Annotated in this window: 25 protein-coding genes; 17 read left to right on the forward strand and 8 right to left on the reverse strand. The window is 46.5% G+C overall.

Annotated features, from left to right (window positions below; all coding sequences use genetic code 11):
• Positions 1–63: 63 nt before the first annotated feature.
• The 6 genes from H6F56_RS18245 (at position 64) to H6F56_RS26465 (ending at position 4,092) form a co-directional block, all read left to right on the forward strand.
• Positions 64–687 carry a cytochrome c oxidase subunit 3 gene (locus H6F56_RS18245; protein WP_190670964.1) on the forward strand — a complete coding sequence of 208 codons (624 nt, stop codon included), beginning with the start codon at positions 64–66 and terminating at the stop codon, positions 685–687.
• 454 nt (positions 688–1,141) lie between these two features.
• On the forward strand, positions 1,142–1,963 hold the full coding sequence (locus tag H6F56_RS18250) for a hypothetical protein (protein WP_190670966.1): 822 nt from the start codon (positions 1,142–1,144) through the stop codon (positions 1,961–1,963).
• Positions 1,964–2,074: 111 nt separating this feature from the next.
• Positions 2,075–2,461 carry a UvrD-helicase domain-containing protein gene (locus tag H6F56_RS18255; RefSeq protein ID WP_206753415.1) on the forward strand — a complete coding sequence of 129 codons (387 nt, stop codon included), beginning with the start codon at positions 2,075–2,077 and terminating at the stop codon, positions 2,459–2,461.
• A 105-nt stretch (positions 2,462–2,566) separates the two neighbouring features.
• Entirely contained in the window at positions 2,567–3,283 is a 717-nt protein-coding gene (locus H6F56_RS18260; RefSeq protein ID WP_190670971.1) for a 3'-5' exonuclease, read from the forward strand.
• A 77-nt stretch (positions 3,284–3,360) separates the two neighbouring features.
• Positions 3,361–3,669 carry a hypothetical protein gene (locus H6F56_RS18265; protein ID WP_190670973.1) on the forward strand — a complete coding sequence of 103 codons (309 nt, stop codon included), beginning with the start codon at positions 3,361–3,363 and terminating at the stop codon, positions 3,667–3,669.
• Positions 3,670–3,684: 15 nt separating this feature from the next.
• The gene (locus H6F56_RS26465) at positions 3,685–4,092 is read left to right on the forward strand and encodes a tetratricopeptide repeat protein (protein WP_309236572.1); all 408 of its coding nucleotides are present in this window, start codon (positions 3,685–3,687) and stop codon (positions 4,090–4,092) included.
• A gap of 373 nt (positions 4,093–4,465) precedes the next feature.
• Here H6F56_RS26465 and H6F56_RS18275 read toward each other — a convergent pair whose 3' ends face one another.
• Positions 4,466–7,717 (reverse strand): phycobilisome rod-core linker polypeptide, encoded by a 3,252-nt coding sequence (locus tag H6F56_RS18275; RefSeq protein ID WP_190670978.1) that lies wholly within the window; start codon positions 7,715–7,717, stop codon positions 4,466–4,468.
• A 758-nt stretch (positions 7,718–8,475) separates the two neighbouring features.
• Between H6F56_RS18275 and H6F56_RS18280 the strand changes: the two genes are divergently transcribed.
• Positions 8,476–9,042, forward strand: coding sequence for a hypothetical protein (locus tag H6F56_RS18280; RefSeq protein WP_190670980.1), 567 nt, complete (start codon positions 8,476–8,478; stop codon positions 9,040–9,042).
• A 159-nt stretch (positions 9,043–9,201) separates the two neighbouring features.
• Positions 9,202–10,383 (forward strand): class I SAM-dependent methyltransferase, encoded by a 1,182-nt coding sequence (locus H6F56_RS18285; RefSeq protein ID WP_190670982.1) that lies wholly within the window; start codon positions 9,202–9,204, stop codon positions 10,381–10,383.
• Positions 10,384–10,477: 94 nt separating this feature from the next.
• Here H6F56_RS18285 and H6F56_RS26945 read toward each other — a convergent pair whose 3' ends face one another.
• The 3 genes from H6F56_RS26945 to H6F56_RS18295 form a co-directional block, all read right to left on the reverse strand.
• A complete protein-coding gene (locus tag H6F56_RS26945) occupies positions 10,478–10,600 on the reverse strand; it encodes a hypothetical protein (protein ID WP_255513742.1) in 123 nt (40 codons plus the stop codon).
• A 139-nt stretch (positions 10,601–10,739) separates the two neighbouring features.
• Entirely contained in the window at positions 10,740–11,477 is a 738-nt protein-coding gene (locus H6F56_RS18290) for a hypothetical protein (RefSeq protein WP_190670984.1), read from the reverse strand.
• A gap of 62 nt (positions 11,478–11,539) precedes the next feature.
• Complete coding sequence (locus tag H6F56_RS18295; protein WP_190670986.1) at positions 11,540–12,187, reverse strand: hypothetical protein; 648 nt, start codon at positions 12,185–12,187, stop codon at positions 11,540–11,542.
• A 787-nt stretch (positions 12,188–12,974) separates the two neighbouring features.
• Between H6F56_RS18295 and apcA the strand changes: the two genes are divergently transcribed.
• The 4 genes from apcA (at position 12,975) to H6F56_RS18315 (ending at position 16,259) form a co-directional block, all read left to right on the forward strand.
• Positions 12,975–13,460, forward strand: coding sequence for an allophycocyanin subunit alpha (gene apcA / locus H6F56_RS18300; protein WP_190670987.1), 486 nt, complete (start codon positions 12,975–12,977; stop codon positions 13,458–13,460).
• Positions 13,461–13,521: 61 nt separating this feature from the next.
• Positions 13,522–14,007, forward strand: coding sequence for an allophycocyanin subunit beta (apcB, locus tag H6F56_RS18305; RefSeq protein WP_190670988.1), 486 nt, complete (start codon positions 13,522–13,524; stop codon positions 14,005–14,007).
• Positions 14,008–14,605: 598 nt separating this feature from the next.
• A complete protein-coding gene (locus H6F56_RS18310) occupies positions 14,606–14,809 on the forward strand; it encodes a phycobilisome linker polypeptide (RefSeq protein WP_190670989.1) in 204 nt (67 codons plus the stop codon).
• 271 nt (positions 14,810–15,080) lie between these two features.
• Positions 15,081–16,259: an FtsW/RodA/SpoVE family cell cycle protein gene (locus H6F56_RS18315; RefSeq protein WP_190670990.1), complete on the forward strand. Its 1,179-nt coding sequence runs from the start codon at positions 15,081–15,083 to the stop codon at positions 16,257–16,259.
• Positions 16,260–16,352: 93 nt separating this feature from the next.
• On the opposite strand, the gene H6F56_RS18320 is transcribed toward H6F56_RS18315, so the two are convergent.
• Positions 16,353–17,048 carry a Uma2 family endonuclease gene (locus H6F56_RS18320; RefSeq protein WP_190670991.1) on the reverse strand — a complete coding sequence of 232 codons (696 nt, stop codon included), beginning with the start codon at positions 17,046–17,048 and terminating at the stop codon, positions 16,353–16,355.
• A gap of 270 nt (positions 17,049–17,318) precedes the next feature.
• Between H6F56_RS18320 and H6F56_RS18325 the strand changes: the two genes are divergently transcribed.
• The 3 genes from H6F56_RS18325 to H6F56_RS18335 all read left to right on the forward strand — a co-directional run bounded on the left by H6F56_RS18325 (position 17,319) and on the right by H6F56_RS18335 (position 19,955).
• Entirely contained in the window at positions 17,319–18,056 is a 738-nt protein-coding gene (locus tag H6F56_RS18325) for a cytochrome c biogenesis protein CcdA (RefSeq protein ID WP_190671218.1), read from the forward strand.
• 121 nt (positions 18,057–18,177) lie between these two features.
• Positions 18,178–18,432, forward strand: a complete 255-nt coding sequence (gene nrtS, locus H6F56_RS18330) for a nitrate/nitrite transporter NrtS (protein WP_190670993.1) — start codon at positions 18,178–18,180, stop codon at positions 18,430–18,432.
• 110 nt (positions 18,433–18,542) lie between these two features.
• Positions 18,543–19,955: a cytochrome c biogenesis protein gene (locus H6F56_RS18335; protein WP_190670995.1), complete on the forward strand. Its 1,413-nt coding sequence runs from the start codon at positions 18,543–18,545 to the stop codon at positions 19,953–19,955.
• Between the two features lie 69 nt (positions 19,956–20,024).
• Here the strand turns inward: H6F56_RS18335 and queF are convergent, their stop codons facing one another.
• Positions 20,025–20,468 carry a preQ(1) synthase gene (queF, locus tag H6F56_RS18340; protein WP_190670998.1) on the reverse strand — a complete coding sequence of 148 codons (444 nt, stop codon included), beginning with the start codon at positions 20,466–20,468 and terminating at the stop codon, positions 20,025–20,027.
• Positions 20,469–20,927: 459 nt separating this feature from the next.
• Here queF and H6F56_RS18345 point away from each other — a divergent pair, with 459 nt between their 5' ends.
• A complete protein-coding gene (locus H6F56_RS18345) occupies positions 20,928–23,759 on the forward strand; it encodes a TIGR02921 family PEP-CTERM protein (protein ID WP_190671000.1) in 2,832 nt (943 codons plus the stop codon).
• 288 nt (positions 23,760–24,047) lie between these two features.
• Positions 24,048–24,623, forward strand: coding sequence for a hypothetical protein (locus H6F56_RS18350; protein WP_190671002.1), 576 nt, complete (start codon positions 24,048–24,050; stop codon positions 24,621–24,623).
• Between the two features lie 469 nt (positions 24,624–25,092).
• On the opposite strand, the gene speD is transcribed toward H6F56_RS18350, so the two are convergent.
• The gene (gene speD / locus H6F56_RS18355) at positions 25,093–25,512 is read right to left on the reverse strand and encodes an adenosylmethionine decarboxylase (RefSeq protein ID WP_190671004.1); all 420 of its coding nucleotides are present in this window, start codon (positions 25,510–25,512) and stop codon (positions 25,093–25,095) included.
• Positions 25,513–25,725: 213 nt separating this feature from the next.
• The gene (locus H6F56_RS18360) at positions 25,726–26,778 is read right to left on the reverse strand and encodes a pentapeptide repeat-containing protein (RefSeq protein WP_190671007.1); all 1,053 of its coding nucleotides are present in this window, start codon (positions 26,776–26,778) and stop codon (positions 25,726–25,728) included.
• Positions 26,779–26,841 lie beyond the last annotated feature (63 nt).

A 26,841-nucleotide genomic window follows, 5' to 3' on the forward strand; every position in this document is an offset into this window, starting at 1 on the left:
TGTCAGTTGTTTTTATGACTGACAACTTCCTGAAGTTTGTACCTCTATTGGCATTAGAGTTTCATGCAAAGTCCAACAATCGATCCAGCGAAAGCTGAACTCAATTATCACCACAGCACTGAGGCGAAAGCCGATCACCACGAAGAACATCACGATTTTCGGATGTGGGGGGTGTTTGTCTTTCTGTGTGCGGAAGGAATGATCTTTTTCGGCTTGTTTGCCGCTTATTTGATCTATAAGGCAATGTCGCCGGTTTGGCCGCCGGAAGGCATCGAGCGAGAATTATTGGTGCCGGGAATTAACACCGTTATTCTGATTTCTAGCAGTTTTGTGATGAACAAAGGCAATACTGCAATTAAGAAGAATGATGTGGCCGGTTTGCGGCTTTGGGCGGCGGTCACTGCCCTGATGGGCGTCGTTTTCTTAGCCGGCCAGGTTTATGAATACAGCAATTTAGCCTTTGGTTTGACCAGCAATTTATACGCCAGCTCGTTTTATGTGATGACCGGCTTTCACGGTTTACACGTTTGCTTTGGTGTAATCCTAATTTTAGGGATGTTATGGCGTTCTCGCCTCCCCAATCACTACTCCAGTGAAAATCATTTTGGTGTGGAAGCCGCTGAAGTTTACTGGCACTTTGTTGATGTGATCTGGGTGATTTTGTTTGTGCTGCTGTATCTTCTCTAACTTGTTTATTCGGCATTGTTGCTGAGTGTTTCACCCCCAATTTGGGGGTTTTTTATTAGTTGAAGTGTAGCGGCAGAAGGGTGGAGAGTTGTTGCTATTTATGATTTAAATAAAATTAATAAGTTTATACAATGGCTGATTCTATTTCTAAAAATGAACATTAAAGCAATAGGGTAAATATTGATTTTGCCTAATAGAAATTAAAATTTGCTTCAAGTGACAGAAAAGCAAGAGTGTAAGGGTTCATCCTTAGGAAATATACTGGCGAGATGTGGAATACTTTCGTTCTGGTGCCGTCAAGAGCCGGTTGGGCATACGCCATCGATAAGTCAGGGCACTAATCATTAATTGAGAACAGAGACATAGAAAACGCTTGACGAGTAAAGCCAGGGTTGCATCAGCTACAAATTTCAGAATGTAAGATAGATAACAAGTGCCTGCGCTAAACTTAGATATGTCCCTTCCTGCTGTCTTACACCCAGAAGTTGTTGCGTTTATTCGTAAAATTCCCAAAAGTACCCTTCAGGAACAGATTTGGAATTGCATTCAAAAATTAAGACAGCAGCAATTTGACACCGGCTTACGCGTAAAAAAGCTCAAAGGGACTTCTAAGCGAGTTTGGGAAGCGAGAATTACCCAAGCAAGCCGGCTGATTTTTACCTACGAAAAATCGAGAAGTCCTGAAACGGGAAGCGCACAAGTTTATATTGCGGTTCAAGATATCTGTCTAGATCATGATGACGTTTCCCGAATTGCCAAAGCCAGAAAACGCACCCCTGATACAGAATGGCTGAATACTGAATTAATCGAAACAATAGGGAATATAGAAGGCGAAAGCAAAGCGTTTGATGCTGCCGAAATCTATGCGATCAAAAGCGCGATTGCTGAAGATTTAGCCCTGCCAACTGATTTTAAAGATGAACTTCTCAGTAATATTCCTTGGCAAGTTATCGAATCAGAAGCAGCATGGCATCAAGCCGTTATCCAGCAAAACGCTGAGTTGCCTCTGGAACTGACTCCAGAAGAATATCAACTGGTGAGATTGCCGGGAAATCTTCTGCTATCTGGGAGTGCCGGCACTGGTAAAACCACGGTTGCCCTTTATCGATTGCTCCAAAGTTTACAAGATTTTCCTTCGGAGAAACGTTTATATATTGCCTATAATCCCTTGCTAGTTAATAGCGCCCGCGAGCAATTTAAGCAGTTGGTGGGAAATAGTGTTGCGGAAGCTGACACCCTTTTTCAGTTTAAAACCATGCGGGATTTGAGCCTATAAATCCTTGAAAGCGCGGGACAATCCTATCTGGCTGAAGATGAAGTAAATTTCCATGCTTTCTGGCTAATTTATCGGGCGCACCCCAAACGAAAACAATACCCAACTGCTTTGGTGTGGGATGAAATTCGTAGCGTTATTAAAGGCTCTCAAGTGTCTGCTAATGCAGAAATGATGAGTGAAAAAGAGTATGAGAAGCTTAGCAAAAAAAGTGGCAGTGTCATTCCTCAAAATCAACGCCGGGAGTTTTATCAATTAGCTGAGTGGTATCAGAAAAAACTGAAACAGGATGGGCGGTTTGATGAAATTGATCTGGCGCGAAAAATCTTGCAAGTTCTGAGACAGAATGTGGCAGAGCGCTATCAGGTAATTGTTTGTGATGAAGTGCAGGATTTCACGAAATTGCAATTAGAACTATTATTGCAGTTAGGTGTGCCGGGAGGTCATTTATTTTTCGCCGGCGATTTACATCAAATGATCAGTCCCAGTGGATTTCGCTGAGAAGAACTTAAACAAAAGTTTTAACGGCGCAATCAAGAGGTTGTTGAACAAACCTTACAGTTTAATTTTCGTATTGTTGGCAATCTGGTAACTTTAGCCAATCAATTGCTGAAACTGCGCTCGAAATTTCTGAAACTTCCGCTAGTCAGTATTTCTGATCGTTATGATGTGGCAACCAGTTTAGCAGAGCCAGCCGGTTTGCAAAGAGATGAAAGCCAAAATCGCTTTTCTGGAGAGCCGGCTAGAGTCATTGCTGCACCCGTGGAAGCACTCAAGCAAACTTTGAAAGCGTTAAATCCTGGCGGTGCTATCTTGGTAAGAACCGATGAAGATAAAGATAAATTCTCTACAAGTTTTGAATCAAGTCTAGTCTTTACTGTTGAAGAAGCAAAAGGACTAGAATTTGATACGGTTTTTTTGATAGAATTCTTTGTGCCGGCACAAGAAATGTGGGATAGATTTTTTCGCAATGCTTCTGTTACCGAAAAAGAAATTCCCCAATTTCAGTTAGAACTAAATCTGCTTTATGTTGCTGTTACCCGTGCCCGACGCATCTTAAATATTTGGAAATCCACACTTCCCCAACTTTGGAGCCAACCCGAATTATCAGATTGCATCTTGCCCCTCAACCCTGAGTTAGTTCAGCAATCCCGGGTGGAACCTACTGCAGAAAGTTGGCGGCAACGAGGACTTTATTATCTAAAAGCAGAGTTTTACCAGCAAGCCATTAAATGTTTTGAAAAAGCCGGCGATGTTTTAGAGTTGCACAAAGCAAAAGCTAAAATGCTCGCGCAGCAGCGCCAGTATGCTGAAGCTTGCTGAAATGTTTGTTGAATTACAGGAATGGGCAACTGCTGCCTGGATGTTTGAAAAGCTAAAGCAGTGGACAAGCAGCTAAATTGTGGGCTAAGGCGGGCAATTTCAATAAACAGCAACTCTGTGAAATTTATGCACTAGAAGCTGTCCAAAAGTGGGAAGAAGCTGCTGAAAAATGGGAAGAACTTGCTCAACCTGAAAATGCCAAGCATTGCTGGCTAAAAAGTAACAGTGATCGGGCGATTGCTCGTTCTAGTTTAGGTGAACCTCATGCAGCAATTGAAGATTTAAATCAGGCAATTCTTCTAAATCCAAAGTTGGCAGCAGCCTACAACAACCGACGTGCTGTTCGTCGAGATTTAAAAGACACTCTAGGAGCGCTTGAGGATTAGAATCAAGCAATTAAAATTAATCCTAATTATGCTGATGCCTACTACAATCGAGGGGTGTCTCGTTCTGTTCTTGGCGATGTTGAAGGAGCGATTGAAGATTGGCAAGAGTCTGGAAAAATTAATCCTAAAAATCCTTTAGCTTATTACAACCTGGGAGTGAGTAAAATTCAAGAAGAAAATTACTTGGGGGCGCTAGAATATTATACTCAGGCGTTAAATAGCGCTCCCGATTTTGCTGAAGCTTACTTTGAGCGAGGGGTTACGCTTGATAAGCTTGGAAAGGTTGAGGAAGCCATTCAAGATTTCCATAAAGCTGCCAAAATTTACACTCGGCGCAAAAATATGGATCGCCACGAAGAAGCAATCGCTAATATTAAAAAGCTTCAGGGTGAGACGGCGGAATTAAACGAGCCGGCAGCTTAAAATAGGGATTAAATAGAAGGGCTGTTGGGTTTTGGTTGATTTGCAAGGTGCTTAAAAACTAAAGAATTTTGCTGGAAGTTTTAGAAATCCATCTAAACCTCGAAAATTAACTCGGACTCAGGTTAGTTAGCGATTCTGTGAATTAACAATTAATACCAAATCCTTTTTGGTATAACTCTTTTTACCCAAGCCAAAACCTTTGCTCCAAGAGGATTTTGTCAATCTGCAAGGTGTCTATCATAACCGGATTTGGTATAAAACCGTGACACCGGCATCTTGATCCAAACAAAACAAAAACCCCCAACCGGCAAGCGGCTGAGGGAAAAAACAGATTAGTAGAGTGTGCAGCGCACACCCCACTCACAACTCACTTCTAGCGCTTGTAAGGCACTACATTTTCGCCGAAATAGCGAGCATATTCAGCGCCGTTAACCAGTGCGGAAACGGCAGCCGGTAGCCCTTGAGCGCTCATTAGCTGCTCAGACTCCTGAACTTCCTCAGCACTCGGCATCCGTCCTAACAAGTGCCGACACAGCAACTCAGCAGACTTTGTAGCCGGGAAAGGCTTAACAAAGCGACCGTGATATGCGTCAGAGCTAGTTAGAGATTGGACAAACTCACGTACCGAAATTTCACCGGCACGCAGTTGAGCTTCCGCTTCAACTAAGCGGAACTCTACAGGGATTTCTTCGCTGTAGACATCCATCACCTGCCGGTAGATAGCCTCAATGGCCAAATTCATTTCCGTAGCATCGGTGCCTGGGGTAACGCGGTAAATCCGCGCTGCTTTGCTCACTGTTGTCGGCTTGACACTGGCAGCGGCAACCGAGCGGCCAACCCCAACCACATCAGGCTTTGGGGGCATGGAAGCCAATGCTTGCGCCGTCAGCGGCATCTTCGCAGCCACATCTCCACTAGAGAGATACGGCTCAAAAGACGGCACTACCAGATCGTCATTCTGCTTAGTGAGCTGGTTGTACAGCCGTTCCGTATTCGGGAAGTTGGCAGCAGGCAGGGTGGGGAAGCGGCGGTAAGGCACCACATCCTCGTTAAACACCTCCAGATACTCCATGCTATTCACCATTGCACCGATGAAGCCACGGATACCTTGAGAGGCCAAAATTTGGTTGTATTTGCGAATTTCTACCTGATCGCGGGGAGCGCGGCCCAAGAAATGCTTGGTGCCGAGTTCAATCACCTTCGTATTCGGATAAGGCGCGTAGAACTCACGGATGTAAAGGCTAGAACAACCCAACCCTTCAATAAACTCCTTAACGGTGATTTCCCCATTCCCCAGTCTGCTTTCCAGAACGCTGAATTCGTTCTTGATGATATAGGGGTTGAGATCGCGCTCGAAGATTTGCCGGTAGGCTGCTTGAATTAGGGTATTCAGCGCCACCTTGTCACCGCGATTTTCGAGCTTGAAGACCTTGGTTTGCTCACGCCGCTTTTGGACACCTTGGCTGACGCGATTTTCGATATCGGTTGCCGCACGTTGTGGCACAGCACCGAGTTCGAGATAGCGAGCCGTTTCTTCAACTTCCACCTTGAGGTTCTTATCGCCAATGCTGCCAACGCGCGTTGAACGCAGCGATTGACCGGCAGGCGTCACATAGCGCTCATAAGGAACCGTATCTTCCCCAAAGGCTTCCTCGTATTCCTTGCTATCGATAATCGCATCAACCAGAGCGTAGAAACCCTTCTTGGCGCAAATATCGAAGTAGGTATTGAGTTCTTGACGCCCGTAAGTCGGACGACCTAACAGCCGGCGGTGGATGTACTCAACCGCTTTACACACATAAAGCGATGTCCAGTACAAATTGCGGAATATATCCGACTTAGCCAAGGCGCGGATAAACTCCCGCATTGTGATGTCGCCGTTTTCCAGCTTAATTTCTGCTAACTTCTGGCGCTGACCTTCGTAAAGATCGCGGCCAAACACTTGCAGGTAAGCAGCGCGAATCACCGCTTGGGTCGAGCTTTCCGAGTATTTAACGCTGACACCTTGGACGGGGCGCACACCGCCACGTTTGCCATACTGGTTTTGGCCGCTGGGGATTTGATCCAGCTTGAACACCTTGGGACCCAAGGAACCAGGATTATTACCCCGTGCTGCGGGATTGCTCAATTGGTTTTCAATACCGGCACCGCGACGGATCAGGATGCGGCGAGTATCTTTACCAAACGGTGCAGGACTGCTGCTGGGGTTGCGCGTTTCTTTCGGGAAAATCGCACCGAACTGAATTTCCAAGGGGTCATTCCCACTACCATACGGGTGTTGGTCGGGTAGGGGCTGGTCGTAGGATGCAAACAGCGTGATAAACTGCGGCACCTTGCGGTATGGGGCGCTGTAGTTAAACAAATCGAACTGTGGACCCCAGTTGCGGCATTCTTGGGCTTCTTGACCCAGACCCCGCAGATAAGGCACAGTTTCTTCACCGAAGTAGTCAGAGTATTCTTGAGAATCGATCAAAGCGTCGATCAGCGCTGACAGACCGCCATCAGACACGATGGAGAAGTATTTTTGCACTTCTTCACGCGAAGATGGGGCACGACCTAAAATGTGGCGGAATGCCAATTCTAGGGCGCGGCTGTTGATAAACGGTAAGAAGAACTGGCTGCGGTAAAGCGGTGATTTAGCCAGCCGGCGGATAAACTCCTTCATGGAGATATCGCCGTTCTTGACTTTGGATTCGAGATCCGATATGCCTTGGCCGTATGCACGGGTGATGTCGCGCTCAAAGACTTGCCGGTAGGCTGCTTTGACGACGTCTTGCTTTTCCACACCAGACAAACCGGGCTTCATGACGAATTTTTGCCGGCGTTCTGCTGCGTTGAAGTAAGTCTGAGGCAGTTGCAAACCTTGCTGGTCATTAGAAGGGCGCTGCCGCACTTTGTCGGAAGGCGTCGGGGCTTTAAATTCTGTAATCGCCACCTCAAAGTATTGGTTGACGATGCTCCGTGCTTCCTCATCTTGCTTGAAATAACCCAAGGCTGCCGCCCGCATCTCTTGCATGGCTACGATGGTGGCAGCAGTAGAGCAGGCGTTTTCAATGATTTCCCGCAAGCCTCGGGTGTTCACTGCGATGATATTCGGGTCGCCGGCTACGATTGCATAGGTAATGTAGCGCAAGAACCAGCTCAAATCCCGCAGGGATTTGGTCATGTTGCTCGGCCCATAGCGCGAAATGTTGATCGGCTGGAACCCAAGGGGTGCCGGCCCACCGCTTGAGGCGCTAAACAACCCTCGCAAGCCTTCAAAAAAACCGCCCTTGGTGTCCACATACGTGACGTTTCCCAAGGCCGAATTTGGCCGAGTGTCCCCTGCGTTCGCCGCTCTCACGACGTTCTCCTGCTGCTGTGGCTTCTCTAAGTAAGCCATCGGAGAACCCCCCGTGAAAATACGGTTGGCAGCACGGGATACAATCAGTTCTGCATTCTTGGTTAGCGTCTCGGAAATATCCAGACGCTTCGCTCCTGATTTGAAATAGCTTTGCAGTTCAGTCAGTTCGCCCCGCTGCAGGAAGCGGTCTTGTTGTTCCGCTTGCGAAATGGTTGCGACTGGTACTGTTTGATATAGTTGTGGACGCGCCACTGAGCTTCCACCACTTGCTTTTACACTCATTCGATTTCAAAAGCTCCCAATAGTAATGATTACTGCGTTCGTTCAACTGCCACGCTAGTGTGCCACTTCGGAAGTCTTCAGGCTGAAGGAGCTACGCCGCCCGGCCACCTCTTCCCCTCGACCCCGCACCCCGCAGGGTGTTTCCGAGGAGGATGAATCTTGGAGAAGGCTGAAGGATTTCCGTGCTTTGCGTCCCCGTCCTTTTTAGGCGAAGCCTTCCCGAAGGGTTAGCTCAGGTCGGATAATTTTTTCTGCCTTCGGCCTGCTAGGTAAGATTTCTCCCCCGCCCTTGCCTTTTACCTTCCAAAACTGACTGCCCAATAGCCAATCAGCCCAGTCTTTAGATTAAAACGATTCGGTCTCATCACCCCGTTTTGTTAAAAATTGTGTCGAAATTATTTGCTTGTTACTTGGCGTCATCATATTAGATTGCCGTGTATTTTCTGAGAAGTGCTATAAGTTTTGTAACAAACCATCCGATTGTGCCGAATGCTGTAAGATCCGGTTGAACACGGTAACTAAGCCAAAAGATAAAAAAAGCTCAAAAAAATACTGTATCTACCTTACAGCATTTTGTATACCGCAAACATTCAAGTGCTACTGCTCCAAATCTCTTATCCCAACTTCCAAAAATCTAGACAGGGAATTCTTAGAGAATAGTCATTTAGTTTGCCAAAATCAAAGACTGAGACAGATAGGTTCAGCTCCGGCTTTATATCAATTAAAAGTAAAAAAGTAGACCTGAGAGAAAGGCAGCGATGCTTAAATCATTATTCACGTTTTCTCTATGTGTCCTGTCAGGGTTAGCCGGCGCAGTGGCGATCAGGCAGGCTGCTGTAGCTGATTTCCCCAAGACAAACTCTGGAGAAGTTTATATCAACTTCCCAGGTGCAACCGGCTACCCCATAAAAAGCGGCACAATGGTTGTCCCCGATCAGGACACTAGCCAAGCAGCCGCCGGCAGCCGGTTGAGCCGGTATGATGTTCAGATGGGCCGGATGATTGCACTCACGGCTTATTGGTGCGGTGAGGCTGACGACAATGGGGTTGAAGGGGTGGAGTGGAATTATATCGCCGATGGTGGCGAAGTTTTTATGGGCCGGTTTTCAATTCGCTGCAATCAGGCTCAAAATATTCTCAGCACTTATGGCGTTAAGCAACCAGAGCAAATCCGCATTCACTATCGGGGAAATCCGAGAGATGTGTCTGTGGCGTTTTTGGATTTGAATGAAGCGGAAATGTCCAAGTTTCAAGCGTTGGTGCAAACGTTTCGCCCACAATGCCTGGAAGATTCTCAAATTTGTCCGGGCGATCGTATGGAGTAAGCAGAGATTTCTGGCAAAAGAGTTTTTTTAACTACAGATAAACACAGATGTCTTGCCGGTTGGAGTGATAGGTATTGGCGATTGAGGATTTTTTTAAGGGGTTTAATAGCGCGGTGGTGATAGATTCGGTAAACTCGTGTAGCCGCAATTTTCCTCACTATGTCAGATTCTCAGGCGATTAGCGCTGCTGTTAGCAGGCTCTACGATACTTATCCATTTCCGCCGGAACCCCTTTTGGATGAACCGCCACCAGGGTACAACTGGCGCTGGACTTGGCCGGCTGCTTATAATTTTTGCACCGGCATGAAACCGCAAAATCTCGGTATTCGCATTTTGGATGCTGGCTGCGGTACAGGTGTTGGCACAGAATACTTAGTTCACCTCAACCCGCAGGCACACGTCACCGGCATTGATTTAAGTGCCGGCGCTTTGGAAGTTGCAAAAGAGCGTTGCCGGCGATCTGGTGCAGATCGGGTGGAGTTTCATCACCTCAGTCTGTATGATGTCGCGCAACTGGAGGGTGAGTTTGACTTAATTAACTGTGTTGGCGTCTTGCACCACTTACCCGATCCAATTCGCGGTATCAAGGCGCTGGCTTCTAAATTGGCTCCCGGCGGCTTGCTGCACATTTTTGTGTATGCTGAGTTGGGCCGGTGGGAAATCCAGCTCATGCAGAAGGCGATCTCGCTACTGCAAGGTGACAACCGCGGCGACTATAAAGATGGTGTTAAAGTCGGACGTCAGGTTTTTGCTTCTTTGCCTGAACATAACAGACTTGCCAAGCGAGAAAAAGAACGCTGGTCGATGGAAAATCAGCGGGATGAGTGCTTTGCGGATATGTATGTCCATCCGCAAGAGATTGACTACAACGTTGAGACGCTGTTTGAGCTGATTGATGCTGCCGGTTTAGAGTTCATTGGTTTCTCGAATCCAGACTACTGGAATTTAGAGCGACTTTTGGGGAAAGAAGCCGAGTTAATCAAGCGTGCTGAACAATTGGGTGAACGCGAACGTTACCGGCTGATTGAACTATTAGATCCAGAAGTGACTCATTACGAGTTTTTCTTAGGCCGAACGCCGGTTTCCAAGGCAGACTGGACATCTGATGAGACACTTTCATCAGCTATTCCAGAGGTAAGTCCCTGTGTCCAAGGTTGGCCCAGTGAGCAAGTATTTGATTACAACTATCAGATAGTTACTTTGTCGCCCGCAGAGTTTGCATTTTTGCAAGCTTGTGACGGCAGCCGAACGGTGGGGGATATTTTGACTTCTGTCGAGTTGGGGTTAGAGGGAGTGCGATCACTCCAGAAGAAACAACTGGTTTTGCTGACTGCCGGTTAAAACGTTAAGGCGCGATTATTCAAAAAGCGGTAATGCTGTGTGCCGGTTGGAATCGCGCCAACGTCTTCAAGTCTTGAAATACATCAGCGAATCATTAAGACATCAAGCTTGCAGATGTGCCGGTGTTGTGGGCATCAGTCAATTTCATTTCAGCCATTTCTTCAAGCCGGTAAGCAGCACGGTTCGTAAGCAAACAGTTTCGGAAATTTACAGGCATGATACCGAACCCCTACAGAGCGAACGAAACAACTATGTTTTTGTACACTAAGCTATCTAACGGCTCAAATCGTCGGCGGCAAGTACCCTAAAACTAAGCACGAGATATTCCGTCCTTCCGCTGCGCCGCAGACTCTTGATTACTTCAATAAAAACCGTAGTCTGTCATCCTTTGGATTAATGCCCCAAGTCTTTAATGTTGGTAAGGGATTTCCACCATTGCCGCCCAATCTTTGAATTTTTTGCTGTTCGCAGTCTAAGAAGTAAGCATCAGAATAGTATCGAGTAGGAACTTGAGGCTTACAGAACAGAATGTCATCTTTAGTTCGGATAAATAAAGGTTCTCTAGCATCATTGTCATCCTTTCCCATCCACTGCTCAAAAGCTTCTGATGGAGGCACATTTATAGAGTGGTCTGACTGTCCAGATAGTCTCATAGCCAGCGTCACCTTATCCGCTAATTCAACTGTAGTAGATGTCCAGAATCCCTTGCCAAGCATAGATTCTACTCGCCACTGCATATTTAATGTTGCATCGTTACAACCGTACAATCCTAAGCAAACAGCTTTGGATAATTCTTGAGCTTTACCATGCAAATCATCAAACGATGGATAGCTTGAAGCTGCTAAATGCTGAGCGCCACGAAAAAGAGCCAAGGTATAGAGAGATTCAAAAGTTCTTGGTGGATTATTACTATACAACTCTGGCATATAGCAACACCAGTTCTGCACGCGATCATCTTTGGATAGTGTTTCAATGAGCCTCAGAGTTTCTTCAAAACAAGCTGTTGAACCACCACCGTTAAAGTTACTTGTAGCTGGATGCTCTCCGTACGACCAAGGATGAGCTTGTCTAGGTTGTAGAAAAATCCAGTCCACATCCAGTGGGTGATGAGGATTCGGAAAAATCGCAAATAGCCAGTCTACAGTGTGTCCTCTATTTATAACGTCAAAGGCTGTATTTTTTCTATACCATCATTAATAACCGCTACAAAAGGAAACCAGCCATCCTCTATCATTTTTTTAAAGTTACTACTTTTTTCTAGAAATAGATACTGACTAAGATAAGCAAGCCTCCGATAATAGCATCCCATTTCTTTCAGAGCTAATTGACCGTTAAGATTTCCACTCAAATCAAAAAATAGATCAAAATTCCAGTTCTCACGGAATAGCCAAACAATTCTGTCTCCATCTTCTGGGTTCAAATCAATCACAATATCCTGAAAGAAGACTCCAACAATATCCGCCAAGTTGTTTTTGAAAACAGCTCGATATGGCTCAACAGGTGTTTTAGGAATAGCTGTTACACCAAAAGGAAACTTTTGATAGACATAAGCCTTATTATCAGGTTTTATAATTACTAAGATAGAATTAAGTGATGAACTAGGATCTACTCCAAGAATTGGAGATAATAGTTGTGTGGCAAATAGAGGAAAGTCTTCATCTAAAGAAGAAGTGAACATTTTCTGAATCACTTTTCCTTCTTTTCCAGGCAAGATTGTTTCGGCAGCAAGTCCAAATAACTGAAAATCGTTAATGATTTTAGGCTCATAGACCCCTTGCACTTGCATGATTTTATGTTTAGCCACAATGAACCTCCGATTGCTGTACCCCTAATAATTTTTGGGTAGCTAAGGACTCAGCATTATAATAACGTTTCTGTTGAATAGCTGCCGATTAGATAACGTCTTTTTGTTTCATGATGTTTCAGCCAGATTGTGTAGGAAAACTTGATATTTTGCATCTAACCGACCTGACCCGCAAAATAGATTTATTTATAAAAGTAGATTTTTTACATTCGCTTACAAACACACCCAGACAGGTACAGATAAGCCATCTGTGTTTATCTGTGTGCATCTGTGGTTTTAAATTCTTTTTCCAAAAATAAATGGGCTAATGGCGTAGACAGATTTGCTCAAGGCTACACCGGCTCCCAGTTGAGATAATACCCAAAGCCCCTGCAACCACCTCATGGGCCAATTACGCCTCGTGCCGGCAAGAAAGCAGCCTGGAGTGTATGAAGGCTAACCGGCACACCGGCTTTAAGCACGTAACACGCTTTGGATATGAGAAGCGCGTCCTGTCTGAGGCGGTTCTGCGCCGACCAAAAATGAAGAAAAATATTACAAAATATTAAGCTGTGATCGAGAGTGTAAACCTCATGCTGCAAAATATCCGTATTTGCAAAAGGTAGCTGGCGTCTGAAGTGTTGTGGGTGTCGCTTTCCCTTAAACTATTTGAGGGACATCTGGGGAAACTCAGAACGGGCCGGTTCCAGCAACTCTGACAACCGTAACGGCTGACACCCTTGCAAAAGAAACCCGGCAAACGACTGGCAAAAGCCAGATTCACTCTTATTTGGGAGGCAATCATTAAATGAGTATCGTCACGAAGTCCATCGTGAATGCAGATGCTGAGGCCCGTTATCTCAGCCCTGGTGAATTAGATCGGATCAAAGGTTTCGTCACCACCGGCGAACGTCGCGTCCGCATCGCCCAAATCTTGACCGAATCCCGCGAGCGCATCGTCAAGCAAGCCGGCGACCAACTGTTCCAAAAGCGTCCTGATGTCGTCTCTCCCGGTGGCAACGCCTACGGCGAAGAAATGACTGCTACCTGCTTGCGTGACTTGGACTACTATCTGCGTTTGGTCACCTACGGAATCGTCGCCGGTGATGTCACCCCCATCGAAGAAATCGGTGTTGTGGGCGTTCGCGAAATGTACAAGTCCCTCGGCACCCCCATTGATGGTGTTGTCGAAGGCGTCCGTGCAATGAAAGGTGCTGCCACCGCTCTGCTGTCTGGGGAAGATGCCTCTGAAGCTTCTGCATACTTCGACTACCTGATCGGTGCCATGCAGTAAGGTTTACCCCTACTGACAATTTGAACGAACGAACATTAGGCAGTGTAAGGAACAATAAACAATGCAAGACGCAATTACCGCAGTTATTAACTCTTCCGACGTTCAAGGTAAGTACCTTGACAACAGCGCTCTGGACAAGCTGAAAGGCTACTTCCAAACCGGCGAACTGCGCGTCCGCGCCGCCACCACCATCAGCGCCAACGCCTCCACCATCGTCAAAGAAGCAGTTGCCAAGTCTCTGCTGTACTCTGACATCACCCGTCCCGGTGGAAATATGTACACCACCCGTCGCTATGCAGCTTGCATCCGCGACCTCGACTACTACCTCCGCTATTCCACCTATGCCATGCTGGCCGGCGATCCTTCCATCTTGGATGAGCGCGTCCTCAATGGCTTGAAAGAAACCTACAACTCCCTGGGCGTGCCCATCGGTGCAACTGTACAAGCTATCCAAGCCATGAAAGAAGTCACCGCCGGCTTGGTGGGTCCTGATGCCGGTAAAGAAATGGGTGTCTACTTCGACTACATCAGCTCTGGCTTGAGCTAATAGCTGAGTCGGAGAGTCTGAATCAGAGAGTCCTGAGTTAAAAAAACTCAAAACTCGCTCATTCACAACTCAAAACTCTCATATTGTAAGGTCAGGGAAGTCCAGAGTGAGTGCTAGCTTGTCAAAGGCTTATTCACACCAATCAATGAGTTTTAACGATCTAACATTGACTCTTGATCTCCCGACCTTCAATACACTTCTCACCCCTGCGTGAATATTGGTAGTGAGAAGAAGGCCGAAATTATCGTAAAATACAAAATGTTCGTGGAAGCCGACGCCACGGATCTCAGCGATAAGCAGACAGGCACTACCTCAGATGGCGAGAGCCGGCGCTCATCGCATAGAAAAGACTCCACCGCACTCATCTCCCACTCGTACGGGTTCTGACCTGTTCCAGTGATTCAGGGCGTGTGTCAGCCGTCCGGCGATGTGTCAGACAGCCAAAATAGAATCATCATTAGCAGTGTTCTAAGTTGCGGCAGAGTCTAGGCGCAAGTTCCCGCTAAAATTACGAAGCAAGTTAGCGGTGAATAGTTGACATTAGATATTTGAATTCAGATTCCAAATTTTTCGCACCCCCCTCAGGAGAAACCATCCCATGAGAATGTTCAAAGTTACAGCCTGCGTTCCCAGCCAGACTCGTATCCGCACTCAGCGGGAATTGCAAAACACCTACTTCACAAAGTTAGTTCCCTACGATAACTGGTTTCGTGAACAGCAACGCATCATGAAAATGGGTGGCAAAATCATCAAAGTTCAGTTGGCAACTGGCAAACCAGGCACAAACGCCGGTTTACTCTAATTGCCGTTTAGATGGCATAAGGCATCTAAAAAGAGGTCGCAGCGGCCTCTTTTTTATTAGCATCATTCGCTTTAACTAAAAAACTTCCGGCTAGATAAGTTTTATAATAAATTCTAAAAATTTCTAAAATTCAACAGATTAATGATTAATAATTAAATACTAATTAAACGGATTTATAAAATTTACAAAAGGGAGCGAGTTTTAGCATTCACAGGTAAGACCTACTTATGTGCTAAAAAGTTCTAGTACCGCACCCAAAATAGCGACGCTCGTGGATATAAGCCGCTTGATTCCCATTTTCGATCCCTCCGTGCAGGAATGGGCTTGGGAAGCCCGTTTGCTGCGGTGGTTAACATTCCTGTGGTTGTTTGTGGGGTTAGTAGTGCTGTTCTCCGCCTCCTACCCCAGCGCCCATGATGATTATGGGGATGGGCTGTACTACGTCAAAAGGCAGCTAGTTGCGGTTGTGGTGGGCTTAATTGGCTTCAATATCCTGGTACACTCTCCCCTGCGTTATGTTTTGGGGATAGCCAACTGGTTTGTCATCCTGCTGTTGGGGTTGATTTGGTTGACTTTAGTGCCGGGACTGGGAAACACCGTTAATGGCGCGACCCGCTGGCTTGCTCTTGGGCCGGTGCCGGTTCAACCCTCGGAATTTATCAAACCCTTCCTAGTGCTGCAAAGCGCCCGCATTTTTGGACAGTGGAAAGGGATACCCAAGGCTGTTCGCATCACGTGGTTGGGAATTTTTGCAACGGTACTCTTAGGCATTTTGATGCAGCCAAACCTGAGTACAACAGCACTGTGCGGCATGACTTTGTGGTTAATTGCCCTTGCCGCCGGCATCCCCATCGCTCAACTGGGGGGAACTGCGTTTGCAGGGCTAATGCTGGCTACTTTAAGTATCACGCTAAAAGAATATCAGCGCCGGCGGATCATGTCGTTCCTCAATCCTTGGCACGATGCGATGGGGGATGGCTATCAGCTAAGTCAAAGTTTGCTGGCAGTGGGTTCTGGTGGCCCCTGGGGCACCGGCTATGGACTGTCCCAACAAAAGCTATTTTACCTACCTATTCAGTACAGCGATTTTATCTTTTCCGTCTTTGCTGAAGAGTTTGGCCTAATTGGTTGCTTACTGCTGTTGCTGTTGCTGGTAGCCTTTGGGACACTTGCCCTGAGAGTTGCTTTCAAAGCTAGCAACATCATGCACCAGCTCGTTGCAATTGGCACGATGGTGCTGCTGGTGGGGCAATCTCTCCTGAATATAGGCGTTGCCACCGGCGCTTTACCGACCACCGGCTTACCGCTACCGATGTTCAGTTATGGTGGCAGTTCGATGGTTGCGAGTTTGCTAATTGCCGGCTTGTTGGTGCGCGTAGCGCGAGAAAGTAGTGGTGCAGAGGTACTGTCTTTAGAAGAACGCCGTGTTCGCCGTCGTCGGCTGCGTTAGCCGGCAGAACAAAATAGCTTGAGAAAAAGTAGATTGTTGCCCACTGCGTCATGCGAGGTTGCCGATGTCTGCCGGCACTCCTATATTTCTCCCTCACAACTGGTCTGGATCTACCCCCATTTCTCGCAATCGAGCTTCCAGAACTTCCCGCCGCCGGCGTTCTTCCTCTAATAATGCCTCTGCCTGATTAGCTCGTTGTTGTTCTTGCTCTTTTTTTTGCATCAATTCCACATAAGAAGCAAATCGCTCCCCATCAGGCCGGTAAATCTGCAAATCTCCCTCAGAAATCTCAAATCTTACCTCTAACCTCGGACTCACCCACCCGATTATCTCCTCAATCACTTCTAACTGATTTTCCCTTCGCACCCAGCCACATAAATCTACTTTTTCAGGATCGTATAAATAATATTCTTCAACTTGATAGTGGTTATAAAACTCCTGTTTCTTTGCCATTTCTTTGATTGTATTTCCGGGAGATAATATCTCAAACACGACTTGCGGCGGGATATTCTCTTCCACCCACTGCTTATAGGAACCTCTATCTCCTTTTGGCCGGCCAAATACCACCATCACATCGGGGGCGGTGCAAATTGTGTTATTTCCCTCCACCGGATACCACAACAAATCGCCGGCAGTAAATACATTCGCATCGTCTTTGAAAAGTGCGTCGATTCCCCCTTGAATTGTCACAATCAAGCGGTATTGTTTCGTATTGTCTGCCATTGGTTTCCCGTCGCTGTCTGGGTAGATGATCTCTGGTTGTGCCGGCACTTGCACTTCTTGTACCATGCTGCCTTCTCTCCTTTATTTTTTTCTATTATTATTTTATCCAATTGCTCTTTAACTTCTCAACATTTTCACGAATTCAGTGAGATTATTGAACATTTTAAAAATTTAATAATGGATAATTTATCAAGATTTCTGGAGAGAATTTCACCCATTGATATAAGAGATGTGAGTGTTCAAGTTCAAGAAATATTTCCACCGGCAGCTACATAGCATTTCTCAAACAGCGTGCGTGAGTTACAATGCAAGCTGTTTGGGCATTTTACCGGCAGCATGATAGAAACACTTCAAACCCAGCTATATCAACTCCAGCAACTCGCAGATCAACTCGTCTCAACCCAGCTAACCCACCTTAGCTGGATGAGTGTCGGCATCATCTTCATCGCCGGCTTGCTCACTAGCCTCACGCCCTGTATGCTCTCCATGTTGCCAATTACCATTGGCTACATCGGCGGATACGAAGCCAAAACCCGTATCCAAGCTGCCGCACAATCAACTTGGTTTTCCCTCGGACTTGCTACGACGCTTGCCGCTTTGGGAATCCTCGCTGCAGTTGCCGGCCAAGTTTATGGTCAAGTTGGCATTGGCTTACCCATTATTGTTAGCATCATCGCTATCATCATGGGGCTAAACTTACTCGAAGCATTACCTCTACAATTACCCTCCTTCGGTGGCATGGAGTGGATTTCCAAAGATTTACCAGAAGGCGTGAGATCCTATCTAATCGGATTAACTTTTGGTATCGTTGCTTCTCCTTGTAGTACGCCAGTTCTTGCAACCTTACTTGCCTGGATTTCCACTACAAAAGATCCAATTTTAGGCAGTGTTTTACTGCTTTTCTACACAGCCGGCTACGTTGCTCCCTTGATAATAGCCGGCACCTTCACCGCGAGTATTAAAAAACTTCTAGAATTACGCCGATGGTCTGCTTGGATCACACCCGTCAGCGGTGCGTTATTAGTCGGATTTGGGGTATTTTCCTTGCTGTTTCGTCTGGTGCCGGCAGCCTGATGATTTGTTATTTTTCCTTGACAATTCGACGCATTTGTCCTTGACAAGCTAAAAATAATAGACAACTATAAAAAACAAGTTAATCGAACTTCACGCCAGAGCAATTCACAGACCAAAACTCATGGAATCCGTAAAAGAGTATTTGTCGAGTCTGACTGATAGCGAATTGAGGCCCACTGCATTACGCGTGGCTTTAGTAGTGGGTTCGATTTTGTTTAGCATCAATCACGGTTGGGCACTCACACAGGGTCAAATGAGCCGAGATCGTTGGGTAGCGGCTTCTATGACTTATATCGTTCCCTACATGGTCAATGTCCACGGCCAGTATATCAGTCGCACTCGCCGGCAAAAGCCCGTCACATCGCTCAAAACTTGATCGTGAGTGCGTCAACCCTTGATAAATCTCTGCGAATCGCTCATTGTTAAAGAGTTAAGGCTATAACTTTTCTACAATTAACAATAAGCAAATCGCAACAGAGGTAGACTGTGACGGCAGGACCGACAGATTCATTTTTAACAAAAATATTGCATTGGGGCACACTGCCAACCCGTTTTTTCCGGAAGGAGGTGTTGCCTCTGATAGCTGATTTGCGGCTGGCAATTCTATTGTTGTTAGCGATAGCCGCTTTTAGCATCTCCGGCACCGTCATTGAGCAAGGTCAATCTCTGGCGTTTTATCAAGCCAATTATCCCGAAAATCCCGCCCTGTTTGGCTTCCTAAGTTGGAAAGTGCTGCTCGCTATTGGACTTGACCACGTTTACCGGACTTGGTGGTTTTTGTCAATCCTGATTTTATTTGGGTCGAGCTTAACCGCCTGCACCTTCACCCGCCAATTTCCCGCCCTAACAGCAGCCCGCCGGTGGAAATTTTACGATTTGCCTCGTCAGTTTGAAAAATTAGCCCTCAGCGCTCAAATTGACACGGCTGTGGAAATGCGAAATACCGCGTCTCTAAATTCCTTAGAAGAGTTGTTGCAAAGCCGGCGCTATCGGGTGTTTCGGGAAGGCGAAACGCTTTATGCCCGTAAAGGAATAGTCGGACGTATTGGCCCGATTGTCGTCCACGCCAGTATGCTGATCATTCTCGCCGGCTCGATTTTGGGCGCGATGACCGGCTTCATGGCTCAAGAACTCGTTCCCAGCGGCAATAGCTTTCACATCAATAATATTGTCGATGCCGGCCCGTGGGCAGCGCCGCAAATTCCCAAAGATTGGTCAGTGCGAGTCAATCGCTTCTGGATTAATTACACACCCGATGGCAACATCGACCAATTTTACTCGGATCTCTCAGTCTTAGACCGGCAGGAACAGGAAGTTGATCGCCAAACGATTCACGTCAACAAACCTTTGCGGTACAAAGGCGTGACAATGTACCAAACCGATTGGGGAATTGCCGGCATTCAAGTGCAAGTCAACAAAAGCCCAATCTTGCAATTACCAATGGCTCAACTCGATTCCAAAGGGCAAGGGCGCATCTGGGGAACCTGGATTCCTACCAAGCCAGATTTTAGTGAAGGCGTATCCCTTTTAGCGCGAGACTTGCAAGGAACACTGCTGATTTACGATGCCAAAGGTCAACTCAGCACCACACTCCGCGCCGGCATGGCAACAGAAATCAATGGTGTCACCCTGAAAATCGTTCAAGTCATCGGCAGCACCGGCTTGCAAATTAAAGCCGATCCAGGCATCCCTCTCGTCTACACCGGCTTCGGTTTGCTCATGCTAGGCGTCATGATGAGTTACGTCTCCCACTCCCAAGTTTGGGCGCTGCAAAAAGACGGTCAACTTTACGTTGGCGGCAGAACCAACCGCGCTCAAGTTGCGTTTGAGCGCGAAGTGGTGGAAGTTTTAGATCGGCTTTCCGCAACCGAGGAAACCCGTCAAGTTGTTGTAGTTTAAACACAAAAAACAGAGGAACGCAACAGAAGTTATTTCTGTGCGTTCCTTTGCGTTGAAATTGCTACTTTGTTATGCCTCAACCGGCTTCTGATGATGCACTTCTATAACCGTGTGAACGTTGCCGCGAGGTGAAAAATCTCCCTTAATTGTGACCTCAAGCGGATCACAAGCGGCAACGAAATCATCCAAGATTTGATTCACCGATTCTTCGTGAGAGATGTAGCGATCACGGTAGCTGTTAATATACAGCTTGATCGCTTTGAGTTCCACCACAGATTGATCGGGTACATAAGTGATGTGGATCGTGGCGAAGTCTGGATAGCCAGAAAACGGACATTTGCAGGTAAACTCTGGCAAAGTAATGTTGATGTTGTACCGGCGTCCCACTCGTGGGTTGGGGAAAACAATCAGGTTTCCCTCGGCAATATTGCGTTCGCCGTACTTCATTTCGGGAGTTTGAGTGCCGGTGCTAGATTCCGGCGATAAATCTTGTTGGGTTAGGGAATGGCTCATATTGATTTTGAATTTTGGCTGGGCGGATTTTAGATGTAAATTTGACCGTTGTGAACAATCTCTAGCTTAGCTTTTAGCTTTTAATTAAGGCAATTAAAAATTATTAATTTTCCTGATTATTGCTCATAATTTATAAATCGCCTTTACTCCCTAGTTTCAATTATACAGTAATTAACAATTGCTTGTTGTCAGCAAAAATATAGAAGCTTTCAGGAACGCTAAGAAAACTTGTTTGATGATCTGAAACTTAAAGCAAATTTAAAAAAATATCTGAAGTTAATACCCAATATTACGAATTGTTTGACAATCTTGGCAATAACGGGCCGGCTTTAATAAATTTGACCAGGAGAAACCCATCAACGAAATACCGAACATTAAAATTAACTGCGCCTCAAGAAATCAGGAATCGACAAAACCGGCTGTGTAGTTCATCCAAACTAAATCTGAAAGGAGTTCACGATGAAAGATCGGCTTAATGCCTTATTCCAAGTCATTTTTTGGCTTTGGAATCTTACCTTTCTGTTGCTGACTTACCTAGGAATACTGCCCTTAATAGGGCCGGCATTGATCGAGGCAACCTTCACCGGCTTGATTCCCAGTGAATTCCTTATCACCCTCATTGCCCTAATTGCAGTGCCAACTGCCTGCACAGCCATGGGAGGGTGGCGTTTTCACAATCAACCCCTACAGCTAATGCGTCTATTTTATGGCGTAGAAGCACCGCTGTTTGCCCTGTGCCTGCTCCGCTTCTTTATTTTGCGCGAACTCACCCCTGCCAGCACCTTAATACTTGGCACCTTAGTTGTGTGTGTCGCAGCTTTCCTCCTCGAACTCCTCTATGGCTATGCTGAACGTCATCCAGCACTCGCTTGGGCGCAACTGATCGCCCACAGCTTGATGCTGATCGTCGGCCTCTATGCCGGCCTTTTGCTGCTATTTTATGCTGTGCCGGCAGCCCCTTTTGTCGTATTCGGTGTCTTCGGATTTTTAGGCGAACTTTGGCGAATACTCACTTCAGAACCCCTGCTTTTTTTAAACTACGCCTTTACCGCCTTTCTCCTGGTTCTCCTGTTTGGCATTACTTGTACCTTATTTCTTGCCATGCCCTCATTATTGGCAAGTTCCTACATTCAATCTGGCTATCGCATTTTACTCACCTTTGCCGGCCAAAATGGGCGAACCCGCGCTTTTGCCGGCTCTCTAGGCGTCGTCACAGCCTGGATGATCTTATTCATCTCATTTCAACAACAGCCACAAATACAGGCATTTGAACTACTAGATAAGCCGGCTGCGACTGACAACACGAGAGCAGAACTTGTAGCCAAATCCGATACCATTCGCACCGGCTTACTCAACGCTTACTTGTCTTCCTACCGCTATCTCAGCACAATCCAAGAAAGTAACCAGATTCGGGTGATGTATGAAAAGACCTTTAATACCCCTCAACCCGTCTCACAATTTTTACAAGATAGCTACAATCGGCTGATGTCACCGTTTTTGTACAACGGCTCTCGCCAAGATATCAAAAAAGCTGAAAAACTCTACGCCGATTTTTTTGACAAACCCATTCAAAAAGGCGAACAAGAAGCAGTTCTTCACGCCTTAAAATCTACCGTCAATCGGGACGAAGCCAAAGCAGGACTTCTGAATATTGGTCAGAAAAAAGTTTGGCTGCAAACCCAAGAAGTCACCGTAAAACCTCACGGCGATTGGGCAGATGTAGAACTTTACGAAGTCTATAAAAACCAAACGACAGATGTTGAAGAAGTTCTTTATTACTTCTCACTACCAGAAAGCGCCGTTCTAACCGGCGTCTGGTTGGGTGATACAAATGATCGAGCCAAGCGTTTCCCCTTCACCGTTTCACCTCGTGGGGCTGCTCAAAAAGTCTATAACCAACAAGTAAACCGCGCTCGGCCTGTCGATCCAGCACTTCTCGAACAAGTGGGGCCACGCCATTACCGGCTGCGAGCATTTCCAGTTCCCGCACCATTAACAACTTGGGAGCGTAACAACTCAACCCAGCGTCCAACCGAAATGAATTTGTGGCTGACTTATCAAGTGATACGAGAAGAAAAGGGTTGGCCACTGCCAGTTTTAGGAGAAAAACGGAATATCTTTTGGACGAAAAATACTCAGCGCATCCGCAATGGACAAACGGTTAAAGATTTCCAAGATAGCTGGCTAGAAGCTTATTTGCCGGCAGATGGACAGGACAAGCCGGCATCCCATCAAGTTAATTTACCAGATGGCTCCCGCATTACCGCAAAGCCGTTAGCAGAAAAAGATTACACTTTGCCTCAAGGGAAGCGCTTTGCAGTTGTTGTCGATACTTCGCGCAGTATGGCTGCTCATACTCAGCAGCTAAGCGAGACATTCAAGTGGTTAAAAGATCGGGGTTTTGCTGATAATAACGCTGCCAATAATGATGCAGATTTATATATAACTGCATCCACAGGTAAGCAACCCCAGCGCATCGACGATCTGCAAAAATTTGATGTAGGGAAGATGCCGCTTTATGGCACACTCCAACTGAAGGAAATGCTGCGGCAATTTGTACAATTGCGAGGCGATATTGCCTACGATGGCATTTTAGTTGTGACGGATGAAGGCAGTTATGAACTATCCGATGACAGTAAAGAAGTGCCGGTGATGCCGGCACCGGCATGGATGGTGCATTTAGGCGCAATGCCACCGGCTTATGATGATGCCACGTTAAAAGCTATTCAAGATAGCGGTGGAGGCGTTGCTACCAACCTGCCAGAAGTCTTAGAACGAATGGCAACCAAAGCCGCTTTAGGGCCATCTGCGGTGAGTGTGGTGGATGGTTATGCCTGGGTTAGGGAAAAGCCGGTGAGTGAAACCCCTAAGCCACAACCAGGAAACAAAGCTAAGGCGACACCAGAAAACAAAGCTCAGACGGCTTCAAACACCGGCTTTGAACCCCTAGCCGCGCGGCAGTTAGTTTTAGGGTTGAGCAAGACGATCAAGGGAAACGAAATTTCTCAACTTGATGCGATTCATGCAATCGCTAAAAACTTCAAGATAGTCACTCCCTACTCGTCGATGATTGTATTGGTCAACGATGAGCAACGCAAAGCGCTCAAAGAAGCTGAAGCCGATCTCAACCGTTTTGATCGGCAAGTGGAAGATGGGAATGAGCAGTTGGAGACACCAAACAATCCTTTAAACGCCAGTGTCCCTGAACCTGGAACAGTTATCGGTTTAGCTGCCGGCACAGTGATGTTGATTGTCGCGCGTCAACGACGCCGGTTCAAGTCACGGATATAAGTCCGTGAACTTCCCCCTCCTGTAACGAGGTGGAAGCTGAATAAATTTTTGTTTTTGTAAGGGGGAAGCAAGGTTCCCCCTTTCTTATTCCTTGCACAGAAGGGACCAGGGGAACACTCAGTTAGTTTTGCATTCAAGCCCAAGCCACTATATCTTAGAGATTTGTAGCGAATTGCTTGACGAATTGCGGTTCGGCTTGTTCTAATCTGAGTCATAGTTTTATAGACCGACTCTGCGTAAAAGCACTTCTGCTCAACTTCAGATGTTCCATTAAATTCTTAATCGTTTATGCGAAATGCAACCGCCTCTGGCAACTCGATGCCAACCGAACCCCAATCCTACTCTCCTTCTGTCCCCATTACCATCTACCGACAAATGGCAGCAGAGTTGGAAGCAACCAAGGCTCAGATGGACTCTGTCAACGCTCACAACCAGCACTTGCTCCAAGAAAATCAGCAGTTGCGTCTAGAAATTGACAAAGTTGTTCAATCAACCTATCGCTTGCAACAGGTTGTCCACTCATTCCAGGCTTACACGCCAACGGTTGCACCGCGCACTGCCGGTAACTCGACATTTGGGATGCAGCCTCCTTACCCAAGCCAGAGTTCTCATGGGGTTCCTTCTGCCGGCGCTGAGAGTGTGATGAACAACCCATTCCCGGTATTTGATCCGGATGCTGCGAACTCAGCCTTTGCACAGCCTTTGTTTACAGAACAACAAGAAGTTCGCCCTCGTCGCGGCCCGAAACCAAGACGTTCTTCTGATATGGGTGGAGTGTGGTTGGCTGTTACGATTTTTTTAATTGTGGTCGCTGCGTTTGGTGCCGGCTACTGGATTGTGCGTCCAATGTTGCTTAAGCGCTAGCCTCAATGTGCGAGTGAGAAGTCACAAGTTTCTTAAATTTTTAAGCACTTTTCACTTCTCACTTTGCGAATTTTTCTGCGTCAAAAGTTCATAAGTTGGGTTGAGGGACGAACCCTTTGCTTCACTTCGCCAAACATAGATTTTTACTCATTTTTGTTTAATTAATAAAACAATTAAATTTAAATAAAATGCTCAACTGATTTCACCCATCAACAAATTAATAAAAGCTCAAATATCTGAAACTTTCTGATAGCGTTCTCAGCACCGAATCCGAGCTAAGCACCCTCAATCAAAATACAAACAATCTCCCAGGCGAACACAGAGTTTTGAAAAAGCTCAACAACCCTTATCTTCTAATCTCAGCCATTCCTAAAAAAAGCAGAAAAAAGTTGGGTTCAGCTATGCGCCAAACCCAACTTCTTATCAGATATCAAGCTCAAAGGGTTATATTAACCTTGCGCCTCATCCTCTAATTAATTACACCGGCTTTAAGAGGAAGGGTCGAATAAGTTTCGGAACAAACAGGCTCTTCCATACCCATCTCTGGATAAAAGCCACGCGGGGTCTCTCGCATTGTTACCTGCTCAGCTTGAAGAGCGTCTTTGAGCACCTGCATCGCCAGTTTAGGCTCTCCTGCCCCACAGAAGAATAAATCAGCAGCAAAATATCCATATTCTGGCCAAGTATGGATGGCGATATGAGATTCAGCCAACGTGGCTGTTGCCGTGACACCGTGTGGACTGAACTGGTGAACACACATATCAATGAGAGTAGCGCCTCCAGCTGAAATCGCATCTATTAGGGCGCGGCGGATGCGTTCAGGATCGTTGAGAAGCTCTGCAGGGCACTGCCAAGCATCAACAACCAGATGGGTTCCCATTTGTTTCATTCTATCTGTAACACTCCACCCAAGTACATCGCAAACCTTTTAATCATAGCAGAATTTTAAATACTGCTCAAGGCGAAACTTAACTTTACAAACTCCATCCGCGATTAAGTTCATATAAAATTTTAATTTCTCCTGCGACAGCGCAAAAGTTGTGTTAAAAAAGGCGACCGTTAAGAAAACAATCGCCCTGACTTCTAACAGCAATCAGCCGGTCTAACTGTGAGTGGCTCCGTTCGGTAAGATTGCTCCACCAAGAATGGCCTCATGCAAGCAAGCACCACTCAGGTTTGCTCCTATCAAATTAGTTCCAGTCAGATTCGCCTGAGTTAAGTTAGCACCGCTGAGATAGGTTAGCAGCAAGCCGGCTCCACAAAGATTTGCCCGACTCAGGTTGGCATCCCGCAAGTCTGCTTCCAGTAGATTCGCGCCCGATAAATTCGCGCCTGAGAGATTGGCTAAACGCAAATCGGCTCGCGTCATTTCTGCACCACTGAGGTTTGTCCCACTTAGCAACAGTCCGCTCAGATTTGATCCAGTCAAGTTGCAACCGCGCAAGTCTACACCCCTGAGATTGGCTCCATTAAGATTCGCCATACTGAGATCGGCCCCGCTGAGATTAGCTCCACTCAGGTTCGCCCCACTTAAGTCAGCCTGCCGCAGATCCGCCTCAGTCAAATTTACCTGAGTGAGATTGGCACCCTTCAAATTGGCGCGACTCAAATAAGCCCGAATCATACTCGCTCTACTCAAGTTAGCCTCTGTCAAGTTAGCTTCACTGAACACAGCCCGATTTAGGTTTGCCCGACTGCCATTAACTCCAATTAAAATCGCTCGGCTTAAAGCGGCTGAAATCCAAACACTCTCGGTTAGGTTCGCTCCACTTAAATCCGCACCGACAAAGCTGGCACCTGTGAGAATGCTGTGGCTCAGGTCTGTTTTGTGCATGATAGCCCCACTCAGGCTAGACCCACTCAAGTCAGCTTGGATCATAATTGCCCCGCTCAGAATAGACCGGCACAGATTGGTTTCAATCATTTTTGCTTGAGACAGAATAGCCCCACTCAGATCAGCCTCGCTCAAGTTGGTGCCGACAAGTGTAGCCATTGTTAAGTTAGCAGCTTTGAGATTGGCTCCTTTAAGATTGGTTCGATTCAAATTAACCGCTCTGAAGTTGGCTCGCTGCAACTGCGCTCCTCGAAAATCTCGTTCTCCTTGTGCGTGGCGACTTAAAAGTTCATGAGCACTCACAAGTTCATTAGTATTCATAATTGATTTGCCTGATTTATCTTAATGTTTTGGACGTTCCAGGCTCTACATCAACTTTTTTGA

The sequence above is a fragment of the Microcoleus sp. FACHB-672 genome (assembly GCF_014695725.1).
In the GTDB taxonomy this organism is placed as follows: Bacteria; Cyanobacteriota; Cyanobacteriia; order Cyanobacteriales; family Oscillatoriaceae; genus FACHB-68.

Bases quoted from the DNA above. Each gene is read 5' to 3' on its own strand.
- H6F56_RS18245 (WP_190670964.1), top strand. From the start codon at position 64: ATGCAAAGTCCAACAATCGATCCAGCGAAAGCTGAACTCAATTATCAC.
- H6F56_RS18250 (WP_190670966.1), top strand. From the start codon at position 1,142: ATGTCCCTTCCTGCTGTCTTACACCCAGAAGTTGTTGCGTTTATTCGT.
- H6F56_RS18275 (WP_190670978.1), bottom strand. From the start codon at position 7,717: ATGAGTGTAAAAGCAAGTGGTGGAAGCTCAGTGGCGCGTCCACAACTA.
- H6F56_RS18280 (WP_190670980.1), top strand. From the start codon at position 8,476: ATGCTTAAATCATTATTCACGTTTTCTCTATGTGTCCTGTCAGGGTTA.
- H6F56_RS18285 (WP_190670982.1), top strand. From the start codon at position 9,202: ATGTCAGATTCTCAGGCGATTAGCGCTGCTGTTAGCAGGCTCTACGAT.
- H6F56_RS26945 (WP_255513742.1), bottom strand. From the start codon at position 10,600: ATGCCTGTAAATTTCCGAAACTGTTTGCTTACGAACCGTGCTGCTTAC.
- apcA (WP_190670987.1), top strand. From the start codon at position 12,975: ATGAGTATCGTCACGAAGTCCATCGTGAATGCAGATGCTGAGGCCCGT.
- apcB (WP_190670988.1), top strand. From the start codon at position 13,522: ATGCAAGACGCAATTACCGCAGTTATTAACTCTTCCGACGTTCAAGGT.
- H6F56_RS18310 (WP_190670989.1), top strand. From the start codon at position 14,606: ATGAGAATGTTCAAAGTTACAGCCTGCGTTCCCAGCCAGACTCGTATC.
- H6F56_RS18320 (WP_190670991.1), bottom strand. From the start codon at position 17,048: ATGGTACAAGAAGTGCAAGTGCCGGCACAACCAGAGATCATCTACCCA.
- H6F56_RS18325 (WP_190671218.1), top strand. From the start codon at position 17,319: ATGATAGAAACACTTCAAACCCAGCTATATCAACTCCAGCAACTCGCA.
- nrtS (WP_190670993.1), top strand. From the start codon at position 18,178: ATGGAATCCGTAAAAGAGTATTTGTCGAGTCTGACTGATAGCGAATTG.
- queF (WP_190670998.1), bottom strand. From the start codon at position 20,468: ATGAGCCATTCCCTAACCCAACAAGATTTATCGCCGGAATCTAGCACC.
- H6F56_RS18345 (WP_190671000.1), top strand. From the start codon at position 20,928: ATGAAAGATCGGCTTAATGCCTTATTCCAAGTCATTTTTTGGCTTTGG.
- H6F56_RS18350 (WP_190671002.1), top strand. From the start codon at position 24,048: ATGCGAAATGCAACCGCCTCTGGCAACTCGATGCCAACCGAACCCCAA.
- speD (WP_190671004.1), bottom strand. From the start codon at position 25,512: ATGAAACAAATGGGAACCCATCTGGTTGTTGATGCTTGGCAGTGCCCT.
- H6F56_RS18360 (WP_190671007.1), bottom strand. From the start codon at position 26,778: ATGAATACTAATGAACTTGTGAGTGCTCATGAACTTTTAAGTCGCCAC.